Origin of the sequence: Kitasatospora sp. NPDC059571 (assembly GCF_042735675.1) — a bacterium.
Classification (GTDB): domain Bacteria; phylum Actinomycetota; class Actinomycetes; order Streptomycetales; family Streptomycetaceae; genus Kitasatospora.
In genome coordinates, this window is record NZ_JBHWBW010000131.1 from 1 (window position 1) to 9,903 (window position 9,903).

At 74.0% G+C, this 9,903-nt stretch carries 12 protein-coding genes; 6 read left to right on the forward strand and 6 right to left on the reverse strand.

The genetic code is table 11. The annotated features are described in order from the left end of the window. Window positions 1-23: 23 nt before the first annotated feature. Together ACFV0G_RS17090 and ACFV0G_RS17095 are read right to left on the reverse strand one after the other, a co-directional pair. Window positions 24-617: a malonic semialdehyde reductase gene (locus ACFV0G_RS17090; protein ID WP_380547541.1), complete on the reverse strand. Its 594-nt coding sequence runs from the start codon at window positions 615-617 to the stop codon at window positions 24-26. Between the two features lie 140 nt (window positions 618-757). Next, on the reverse strand, window positions 758-1,015 hold the full coding sequence (locus tag ACFV0G_RS17095; RefSeq protein WP_380547544.1) for an exodeoxyribonuclease VII small subunit: 258 nt from the start codon (window positions 1,013-1,015) through the stop codon (window positions 758-760). 71 nt (window positions 1,016-1,086) lie between these two features. On the opposite strand from ACFV0G_RS17095, the gene ACFV0G_RS17100 reads away from it, so the two are divergent. Beyond that, entirely contained in the window at window positions 1,087-1,617 is a 531-nt protein-coding gene (locus tag ACFV0G_RS17100) for a GNAT family N-acetyltransferase (protein ID WP_380547547.1), read from the forward strand. 52 nt (window positions 1,618-1,669) lie between these two features. Here the strand turns inward: ACFV0G_RS17100 and ACFV0G_RS17105 are convergent, their stop codons facing one another. After that, entirely contained in the window at window positions 1,670-2,248 is a 579-nt protein-coding gene (locus tag ACFV0G_RS17105) for an RNA polymerase sigma factor (RefSeq protein ID WP_380547550.1), read from the reverse strand. 185 nt (window positions 2,249-2,433) lie between these two features. Here ACFV0G_RS17105 and ACFV0G_RS17110 point away from each other — a divergent pair, with 185 nt between their 5' ends. After that, a complete protein-coding gene (locus ACFV0G_RS17110; RefSeq protein WP_380547553.1) occupies window positions 2,434-2,889 on the forward strand; it encodes a helix-turn-helix domain-containing protein in 456 nt (151 codons plus the stop codon). A 31-nt stretch (window positions 2,890-2,920) separates the two neighbouring features. Continuing rightward, window positions 2,921-3,361 (forward strand): hypothetical protein, encoded by a 441-nt coding sequence (locus ACFV0G_RS17115; protein WP_380547556.1) that lies wholly within the window; start codon window positions 2,921-2,923, stop codon window positions 3,359-3,361. Between the two features lie 47 nt (window positions 3,362-3,408). Here ACFV0G_RS17115 and xseA read toward each other — a convergent pair whose 3' ends face one another. Further along, window positions 3,409-4,629, reverse strand: coding sequence for an exodeoxyribonuclease VII large subunit (gene xseA, locus ACFV0G_RS17120; RefSeq protein WP_380547559.1), 1,221 nt, complete (start codon window positions 4,627-4,629; stop codon window positions 3,409-3,411). Window positions 4,630-4,639: 10 nt separating this feature from the next. Beyond that, on the reverse strand, window positions 4,640-5,992 hold the full coding sequence (locus ACFV0G_RS17125) for an APC family permease (protein ID WP_380547562.1): 1,353 nt from the start codon (window positions 5,990-5,992) through the stop codon (window positions 4,640-4,642). A gap of 81 nt (window positions 5,993-6,073) precedes the next feature. Between ACFV0G_RS17125 and ACFV0G_RS17130 the strand changes: the two genes are divergently transcribed. Beyond that, window positions 6,074-7,048: a 4-hydroxy-3-methylbut-2-enyl diphosphate reductase gene (locus ACFV0G_RS17130; protein ID WP_380547565.1), complete on the forward strand. Its 975-nt coding sequence runs from the start codon at window positions 6,074-6,076 to the stop codon at window positions 7,046-7,048. A 131-nt stretch (window positions 7,049-7,179) separates the two neighbouring features. After that, complete coding sequence (gene ppgK / locus ACFV0G_RS17135; protein WP_380547567.1) at window positions 7,180-7,923, forward strand: polyphosphate--glucose phosphotransferase; 744 nt, start codon at window positions 7,180-7,182, stop codon at window positions 7,921-7,923. Window positions 7,924-7,936: 13 nt separating this feature from the next. Here the strand turns inward: ppgK and ACFV0G_RS17140 are convergent, their stop codons facing one another. After that, entirely contained in the window at window positions 7,937-8,506 is a 570-nt protein-coding gene (locus ACFV0G_RS17140; protein ID WP_380547570.1) for a DUF6542 domain-containing protein, read from the reverse strand. Window positions 8,507-8,724: 218 nt separating this feature from the next. Here ACFV0G_RS17140 and ychF point away from each other — a divergent pair, with 218 nt between their 5' ends. Further along, window positions 8,725-9,798: a redox-regulated ATPase YchF gene (gene ychF / locus ACFV0G_RS17145; protein WP_380547573.1), complete on the forward strand. Its 1,074-nt coding sequence runs from the start codon at window positions 8,725-8,727 to the stop codon at window positions 9,796-9,798. The last annotated feature ends 105 nt before the right edge of the window (window positions 9,799-9,903 follow it).

Genomic DNA, 9,903 nt, shown 5'->3' on the forward strand with positions numbered 1-9,903 from the left:
CCGCCCGCGGGCGGCGGCGCGGGTCAGACGGTGGTGACGACCTGGTCGTAGGCCAGGCGCGGGGAGCGGTCGAACCAGGCGCTCTCGCCCGGCTTGCCGATGTTCACCACGGCCAGCACCGAGTGCTCGCCGTCGCCGAAGAACTCCTTGTTCAGGCCCGCGGCGTCGAAGCCGGTCATCGGGCCGGCGGCCAGGCCGGCGGCGCGCACGCCGATGATGAAGTAGCCGGCCTGCAGGGCGCCGTTCAGCGTGGCGGAGGCCTCGCGGACGGGGCGCTCGGAGAAGAACATGTCCTTCGCCTGCGGGAAGTGCGGGAGCTGGCTCGGCAGCTCCTCGTGGAACTCGTTGTCCTGGGCGAGGATGGCGACCAGCGGGGCGGTGGCGGTCTTGGCGCGGTTGCCCTCGGCCATGTGCTTCAGCAGGCGCTCGCGGCCCTCGTCCGAGCGGACCAGGACGATGCGCAGCGGCTGCTGGTTGAACGCGGTCGGACCGAACTTGACCAGGTCGTAGATGGCCTGGACCTGCTCGTCGCTGACCGGCTCGTCGGTGAAGGTGTTGGCCGTGCGGGCCTCGCGGAAGAGCAGGTCCTGGGCGGCGGTGTCGAGTGCCAGGGTCATGAGGAGATCCATCCCGTGGGAAGCGTGAGCGGTGCCGGGCGGCCGGAGTTGCCGTCCACGGGATCCCAACAGTAGATGAATCTTAAACTATTCCCTCGGTCGGGGTGATACAGGTCACTTCCCGCGCCGGGTGCGGGGGTTCACCGCCCGCCGGACTCCTCCTCGGCGGCCAGGGCCGCGTCCAGCCGGGCGCGGGCGCCGTCCAGCCAGCGCTGGCACACCTTGGCCAGCTGCTCGCCGCGCTCCCACAGCGCCAGGGACTCCTCCAGCGGCGTGCCGCCGGTCTCCAGCCGCCGGACGACCTCCAGCAGGGCGTCGCGCGCCTGCTCGTACCCGAGGCCGTCGTCGTCGGCCGGGCCCGCCGGGGCCGCGGGGCCCGCCTGCTCCTGATCTGCCATGGCGCCAGCGTAGGCGGTGCGGCGGACAAAACCGGGTGCCCGGCCGTGGACCGGCTCGGTAGCCTCCGCGCATGACGACCTCCGCCGCACCCGTCCAGCCGCCGACCGGGCCCGCGGTGCGGCCCGCGACGCCGGCCGACGCGCCCGAACTCGTCCGGCTGCGCGCCCTGATGTTCGAGGCGATGGGGTCGGCCGCGGCGGCCGGCGCCGACGGGCCCGGCGGCTGGCGGGACACCGCCGAGGCGGTGCTGCGTGAGCGCCTGGCCGCGCCCGGACGCACCCTGCAGGCCTTCGTGGTGGACGACCCCGGCCGGCCGGGGCGGCTGGCCTCCTGCGCGGTCGGCACCCTGGAGCACCGGCTGCCCGCGCCGGGCCACCCGGACGGGCGGTTCGGCTTCGTCTTCAACGTCTGCACCGACCCGGGGCAGCGGCGGCGCGGCCTCGCGCGGGCCTGCACGGCGGCCCTGCTGGAGTGGTTCGACGGGCAGCGGGTGACCCGGGTGGACCTGCACGCGACCGCCGGGGGCTCGGACCTCTACCGCAGTCTCGGCTTCGCGGACCACGCGATCCCGCTCTCCCGCACCCGGCTCCTGGTCGACTGAGCCGGACGGTGCGTCAGCGGCCGTTCGCCGCAGGCCTTTCGGCGCAGACCGCTCAGCGGGGGCCGGCGAGCCGGGCGGGGCGGCGGCCGGTGTGCCGCGGGTGCTCCAGCGTGCGGCGCAGGTTGCTGCGGGCCCGGTAGGTGAGCGTCTTCAGCGCGCCCACCCGGATGCCGATCGCGGCCGCGACCTCGCGCGAGCTCAGGTCGTCCAGGTAGCGCAGCGTCAGGGCGGCCCGCTGGCGCTCGGTCAGCGTGGACAGTGCCGAGCAGATCCGCTGCGCCTCGACCGCGGAGAGCGCCAGGTCCTCGACGCAGATTCCGGCGTCGGAATCGTCGACCGCGGCCACCGTGGACTCGCTGCGGGTGGCGCGGCGTTTGTCGTGGTCGAACATGATGTTGCGGGCGATGGTGATTATCCAGGCCCCCATGTCCTTGCCCGTCCAGCGGTAGCCGCCAATGCAGGCCATTGCGCGGACAAAGGTGTCCTGGGTGAGGTCCTCGGCGAGTGCGCGATTCCCGGTGCGCCTGGTCAGGAACGCGAGGACGGGTCCTCGATAACGGCGGTACAACTCGGCCCACGCGTCGGGGTCGCCCGCCTTGGCGGCTTCGATCAGAAGTGGTGTCCCATCCATGCCGGACCTCCGGGGGAGTAGGTCCCGCCACGATACGAGTGGGCATGCATGCGTGCAAGCGATTCCCGGATTCCGGTGTCGGGGTGCTCGATCGGCCCTTTATTTCGGGGTGCCGTTACCGGGCGTTCGCTTGCACTCATGCAAGCGCCTGGTCGGTGGGCATGACACGCGCTAATCTGCCCGCCATGCAGCCGACTGAGGGCACCGACTCGCAGACCACTCCGGCCCAGCGCTTCGGGGCCGTGGTGCACGAGGCCGCGCAGCGCGCCGGATACGACCTCAGACCGGGTGCGGGCGGCCGGCTCGCCCTCGCCAGGGACACCGGCATGAGCGCCTCGGCGGTCGGGCGCATGCTGCGCGGCGAGACCCTGCCGAGGCCCTCGCAATTCGAGAGAATCGCGCAGGTCGTGCACCTCGGGCTGCACGAGTTGCTGGTGCGCGGCGGGGTAATTTCCGAGGATTCCGCCAATGATCTTTCGACGGGAGTACGCTCACCCATCACTCCCGAGGAAGCATTGGACGCCTGGGGTGTCACCCATCCCATGATCCGGAAATTCCTCCTCGCCACCATCGCGCAGGGGATCGGCCTGCAACGGGAAAGTGAGCGCGGCCCTTTTCCACCGGAATCGGGGCACGGGTGAGGCACCATGCACACGCAGAGGTGAGGCCGGTATGCGGAGAATCTCGCCTGCGGCGGCCGACGCCGTCAGAGCGGCGGGGGCGGTCGGCGGGGTCGCCCTGATCGTCGCGGGCACCTACGACACCCAGTGGGTCCCGGTGCTCGGCTGCCTGGCGGTGATCGCACTGGTCACCACGGAGATCGCGCTGGCCCGGATGCGGCGCTGGATGCGCGACGCCGAGGAGCGGACCCGCCGTCAGGACGAGCTGGCCGCGCGCCAGGCCGCCGCACTGCCCCCGGCGCAGCCGCCGCAGCTGGGCGCCGACGCCCTGATCCGGCTGCTGGAGGCCGTCCACCGCGAGCTGCGGCACGCCCACGAGGCCGCCGACCGCGCCCAGGCCGAACTCGCCGACCTCAGCCGCGAGTGGAACGCCCTCGTCCAGGAGTCGATGAGCCGGCCGGCCGACCCCTGCCCCCGGATCGGCTCCGACTGAGCCCCGCCCGCGGTGCGCCGCGGCCGGCCGGACCCGCAGGGCCGGGCCTACCCGCCGTCCGGACGGACCGTCACCTCGAAGCCCCCCTCGGCGACCCGGGCGTGCAGGGCCTCGCCGGCCGCCACCTGCGCCGGATCCGTCACCACCGCGCCGTCCGCCCGCTGCAGCACCGCGTACCCGCGCTCCAGGGTGGCCAGCGGCGACAGCGCCACCACCCGCGCCAGCGCATGCCCGAGGTCGGACTGGGCGTGGTCCAGCCGGTGCCCGACCACCCGCCGCGCCCGCTGCAGCAGCCCGGTCACCTCCGCCGCCCGGCCGTCCACCAGCTGCTGCCGCGGCGCCGCCAGCACCGGTCGGCTGCACACCCCCGCCAGGCCCGCCAGCTCCCGCTCGATGCGGCCCACCATGTGCCGCCGGGCGCGGTCGCGCAGCTGGTGCACCCGGGCGAGCTCCTCGCCGACGTCCGGCACCACCCGCTTGGCCGCGTCGGTGGGCGTGGAGGCCCGCATGTCGGCCACGTAGTCCAGCAGCGGCTGGTCCGGCTCGTGGCCGATCGCGCTCACCACCGGGGTGCGGGCCTGCGCCACCGTGCGCACCAGCTCCTCGGAGGAGAACGGCAGCAGGTCCTCCACACTGCCGCCGCCGCGCGCCACGATGATCACGTCGACCTCGGGGTGCTCGTCGAGCTCGCGGACGGCGGCGGCGACCTGCCCCGCCGCGCTCTGCCCCTGCACCAGCACGTTGCGCACCTCGAAGCGGACGGCGGGCCAGCGCCGCCGGGCGTTCTCCAGCACATCCCGCTCGGCGGCCGAGCCGCGGCCGGTCACCAGGCCCACGCAGTGCGGCAGGAACGGCAGCGACCGCTTGCGCTCCGCGTCGAACAGGCCCTCCGCGCCGAGCCGCCGCTTCAGCTGCTCCAGCCGGGCCAGTAGCTCGCCGAGGCCCACCATGCGGATCTCCGAGGCCCGCAGCGACAGCGTGCCGCGCGCGGTGTACCACTCGGGCCGCGCGTGCAGCACGACCCGCGAGCCCTCCTGCACCACGTCCGCGACCTGCTCGAACACCGACCGGAAGCAGGTCACGGTCAGCGACACGTCGCGCTCCGCGTCCCGCAGCGTCAGGAACACCATGCCCGCGCCCGGCCGCCGGTTCAGCTGCGCGATCTGCCCCTCGACCCAGATCTCGCCCAGCCGGTCGATCCAGCCGCCGATCAGCGCCGACACCTTGCCGACCGGGACCGGGGACTCGGGGGAGCTGCTGTTCGCCATGCCGCAGAATCTAGCGCCGCCCTCGGACGCCCGCCCCGTTGACGGCCAGCACCAGCAGCCCGGCCGCCAGCCAGACGGCGCCCACCAGCTGCGCACTGCCCGCCGCCTCGACCAGCACGGCCACGATCACGGCGATGCCGAGGACGGGCACCACGACGTGCCGCAGCCAGTGCTGCGAGTGCTGCCGCACGGCGTACCAGCCGATCACCGACGCGTGCAGCAGGGCGAACGCGGTGAGCGCGCCGACGTTCACCACCGAGGTCAGCCGGTCCAGCCCGTCGTCGCGGCTCGCCGCCCAGGCCGCCGCGGCCAGCGTCACCGCGGCCGCGGTCAGCAGCGCCCGCCGGGGCACCGCGGTCTGCTGCTCCACCGCGCCGAGCATCCGCGGCAGCCGCCCCGCACGGCCCATCGCGAACAGCAGCCGCGCCGCCGCGGCCTCCCCGGCCAGCGCCGCGAACGCCGCCCCCACCGCCTTCGCGGCCGCGACCAGCACGTGCAGCCAGTGCCCGATGCCGCTCTCCACCGTGTCGTAGAACGCCGACCCCTGCGCCGCCGGGTCCGCCGCCAGCCGCTGCGGCGAGAGCGGCTCCAGCAGCGCTGCCAGGTACGTCTGGAGCACGAACAGCACGCCGGCCAGCGCCAGGCACCACAGCACCGCCCGGGCCACCGCCGCGGACGCCCCCACCGCCTCCTCCACGAAGGTCGCCACCGCGTCGAAGCCCAGGAACGACAGCACCGCCACCGACACCGCGGAGACCACCGCGGTCAGCGAGAACTCGCCGACCGCGGTGAACGGCGTGGCCCAGCCCCGGGTGGCGCCGCCCTGCGCCAGCGCCACCACCGCGGCCGCCACGAACACCGCCAGCACCGCGATCTCCAGCGCCAGCACCGCGAGGCCGACCACCGCAGCCGGCCGCACCCCGGCCAGGTTCAGCCCGGTGGTGAGCAGCACCGCCAGCACCGTCCACACCCAGCGCGAGACCCCGGGCACCAGCGAGTGCAGCGCGATCCCCGAGAACAGGTACGCCACCGCCGGGATCAGCAGGTAGTCCAGCAGCACCATCCAGCCGGCCACGAAGCCCGGGACCTCGCCCAGACCGGCCCGCGCGTAGGCGAACACCGAGCCGGTGCGCGGCACCGCCCGCACCATCTGCGCATAGCTGAACGCGGTCAGGCCCATCGCCACGGTCGCCGCGACGTACACCGCCGCCACCGCGCCGCGGCTCTTGGCGTCCAGCACGCCGAACACGCCGACCGGCGCCATCGGCGCGATGAACAGCAGCCCGTACACCAGCAGGTCCCGTACGCCCAGGCTGCGCCGCAGCCCGCCGCCGTCCCCGGTCTCCGCCCGTGCATCGCCCACCCGCCCATTCCAGCACCGCCCGCCGTCCGCCGCCGGGCCGGTCGCGTCGGCGCGCCGCCGGGCCGCCCGTACGATGGAGCCATGTCCACCACTGCTCAGCGCCGTGTCCTGCTCGCCGCCCCCCGGGGCTACTGCGCGGGCGTCGACCGCGCCGTGATCGCCGTGGAGAAGGCCCTGGAGCAGTACGGGGCGCCGATCTACGTCCGCAAGCAGATCGTCCACAACAAGTACGTCGTGCAGACCCTGGAGAAGAAGGGCGCGATCTTCGTCGACGAGACGGAGGAGGTGCCCGAGGGCTCGATCGTGGTCTTCTCGGCGCACGGCGTCGCCCCGTCCGTCCACGACGAGGCCAAGGCCGGCAAGCTCGCCACGGTCGACGCCACCTGCCCCCTGGTCACCAAGGTGCACAAGGAGGCCGTCCGCTTCGCCGAGGAGGACTACGACATCCTGCTCGTCGGCCACGAGGGCCACGAGGAGGTCATCGGCACGATGGGCGAGGCCCCGGACCGCATCCACCTCGTGGACGGTGCCGAGGACGTCGCCCATGTGCAGGTCCGCGACGAGTCCAAGGTCGTCTGGCTCTCCCAGACCACCCTGTCGGTGGACGAGACCATGGCCACCGTCGGCGAGCTCAAGAAGCGCTTCCCGCTGCTGGTCTCGCCGCCCAGCGACGACATCTGCTACGCCACCCAGAACCGCCAGGTCGCGGTGAAGCAGCTCGCCCCCGAGGCCGACCTGCTGATCGTCGTCGGCTCCAAGAACTCCTCGAACTCGGTGCGCTTGGTCGAGGTCGGCCTGGAGTACGGCGCCAAGGCGGCCCACCTGGTCGACTTCGCCGACGAGATCGACGAGGCCTGGCTGGAGGGCGTCACCACGGTCGGCCTCACCAGCGGCGCCTCGGTGCCCGAGGTGCTGGTCGACGGGGTGCTGGAGTTCCTCGCCGCCCGCGGCTACGCCGACGTGGAGACGGTCAAGACCGCCGAGGAGCACCTGATCTTCTCGCTGCCCAAGGAGCTCCGCCGCGACCTGCGCGCGGAGGCCGCCGGCAAGCTCTGACCCGCCCCGGAGCCCGGGCCGCGACCGCGGCCCGGGCTTCGTGCTGTCCGCCGCCGGGTAGCACACAGCGGGCGGCGGCGGCCCGGCGCCCGTAGGTTTGTGCACAGGCTGTGGACAACGGAGGCGCGGCAATGGCGACGGTTTTCGGTGTGGACATCGGCGGCTCGGGGATCAAGGGCGCACCGGTCGACCTCGCGCGCGGCGCGCTCGCCGAGGAGCGGTTCAAGGTGCTCACCCCCCGTCCGGCCTCGCCCAACGCCGTCGTCGAGGCGGTCTGCGAAGTGGTCCGCCACTTCGACCACCAGGGGTCGGTCGGCCTGACCTTCCCCGGTGTCGTGGTCGGCGGCCGCACCCGCACCGCCGCCAACGTCGACAAGGACTGGATCGGCCTGGACGCCGAGGGCCTGTTCCGCGAGGCGCTGGACCTGCCGGCCACCCTGGTCAACGACGCGGACGCCGCCGGGATCGCCGAGGTCGCCTACGGGGCGGGCCGCGGCCGCGGCGGGGTGGTGCTGGTCCTCACCTTCGGCACCGGCATCGGCAGCGCCCTGTTCGTCGACGGCGCCCTGGTGCCCAACACCGAGCTCGGCCACCTGGAGATGCGCGGCAAGGACGCCGAGCGCCGCGCCTCCTCCGCGGCCAAGGAGCGGCACGAGCTCTCCTGGGCGCAGTGGGCGGTGCGCGTCGACGAGTACCTCGACGTGGTGGAGATGCTGTTCTCCCCGCAGCTGGTGATCGTCGGCGGCGGGGTCAGCCGCAAGCACGAGAAGTTCCTGCCGCTGCTCAAGGAGCGCGAGGCGGAGGTCGTCCCGGCGGAGCTGCGCAACGACGCCGGGATCGTCGGGGCCGCGATGGCCGCGGCCAAGGCCGGCTGAGCGTCGCCCGCGGTCAGCGGGCGCGCCGCAGCCGGCGCTGGGCGACCCAGCGGGCGGCGCAGATCAGCCCGGCGAGGCCGGTGCCGGTGAAGAGCCAGCCCGCCCGGACGGCCAGCCCGCCGGCCAGGCCCACCAGCTGGCCGGTCAGCCCGGGCGCGGTGACCGGCCCGACCACCAGCAGCGCCAGCGCGAAGGCGATCGGCCCGCTGATCGGTGCGGCCGGCAGGTCGGGGAAGCGGACCCGGACGGCCAGCTGGAAGCAGACCACCAGGTAGCCCAGCCCGAACAGCAGGCCGAGGCCCCCGGAGAGCAGCCGGTCCAGCCCGGCGGCCAGCAGGGTGCCGGCCACCGCCGCGACGCCGGTGCCGATCGCGGTCAGCCGCGCGGGGCGGCCCGTCCGGGCCCGGTCGCGGCCCGGCCACGGCAGGCGCAGCCGCGCCCGGGGCCGGGAGCCGTCCCCGGAGGCCGTCCGCAGCCGGGAGTCGGCGGGTGCGGCTGGCGCGGGGACGACGGCCCGGTCGGTGCCCCGCGACGGCGGGCGCCGCCGGGGGCCGGGCGGCTGGGTACGGATGCTCTGCTCCACCCGTCCAACGTACGGTAAGATCATCGCCACACTGTGTAATTCCCTCCCGCAGGTTCTGTCGTGTCCCCGTTCGCCCGCTCCCCGGACGGAGCAGCGGCCCGGTGGCGGACCGCAGTCGCGGAGCCCGGCCGGGCCGGGCGGCGGCGCCCCGTAGACTGGGGGATCGGCCGCCTCCGGTGCGCCGCTCCACGCCCTCCAAGCCCACGGGACACCGCTTCATGTCGCTCACGATCGGAATCGTCGGCCTGCCGAACGTCGGCAAGTCGACCCTGTTCAACGCCCTGACCAAGAACGACGTGCTGGCGGCCAACTACCCGTTCGCCACCATCGAGCCCAACGTGGGCGTCGTCGGCGTCCCCGACGCGCGTCTGGCGAAGCTCGCCGAGATCTTCGGCTCGGCGCGGATCCTGCCCGCCACGGTCGACTTCGTCGACATCGCGGGCATCGTCCGCGGCGCCAGCGAGGGTGAGGGACTGGGCAACAAGTTCCTCGCCAACATCCGCGAGTCGGACGCGATCTGCCAGGTCGTCCGCGCCTTCACCGACCCCGACGTGGTGCACGTGGACGGCAAGGTCTCGCCCAAGGACGACATCGAGACCATCCACACCGAGCTGATCCTCGCCGACCTGCAGAGCGTCGAGAAGGCCCTGCCGCGCCTGCAGAAGGAGGCGCGCCTCAAGAAGGACACCGCCCCGGTGCTGGCCGCGGCCGAGGCCGCGCAGGCGATCCTGGAGACCGGCAAGACCCTCTTCGAGGCGGGCTTCGACACCGCCCCGATCCGCGAGCTCCACCTGCTCACGGCCAAGCCCTTCCTCTACGTCTTCAACGTGGACGAGGACGAGCTCGCCGACGAGGACTTCAAGGACGCCCAGCGCGCCCTGGTCGCCCCCGCCGAGGCGATCTTCCTCAACGCCAAGATCGAGTCCGAGCTGATCGAGCTGGACGACGAGGAGGCGCTGGAGCTGCTCCAGTCGATGGGCCAGGACGAGCCCGGCCTCGCCACCCTCGCCCGGGTCGGCTTCGAGACCCTCGGCCTGCAGACCTACCTGACCGCCGGCCCCAAGGAGACCCGGGCCTGGACGATCAAGAAGGGCGCCACCGCCCCCGAGGCCGCCGGTGTCATCCACACCGACTTCCAGAAGGGCTTCATCAAGGCCGAGGTCATCTCCTTCCACGACCTGGTCGAGACCGGCTCCATCGCCGAGGCCCGCAGCAAGGGCAAGGCCCGCATCGAGGGCAAGGAGTACGTCATGCAGGACGGCGACGTGGTGGAGTTCCGCTTCAACGTCTGACCGCCGACCGGCCGGGGGGCGGGGGCAACCCCGGGGGGGGCGGGCGGGCCCCCCCGGTCGCGGGCGCCCCCCGGGGCGCGCCCCCCCCCCCCCCCCCCGGGCCCG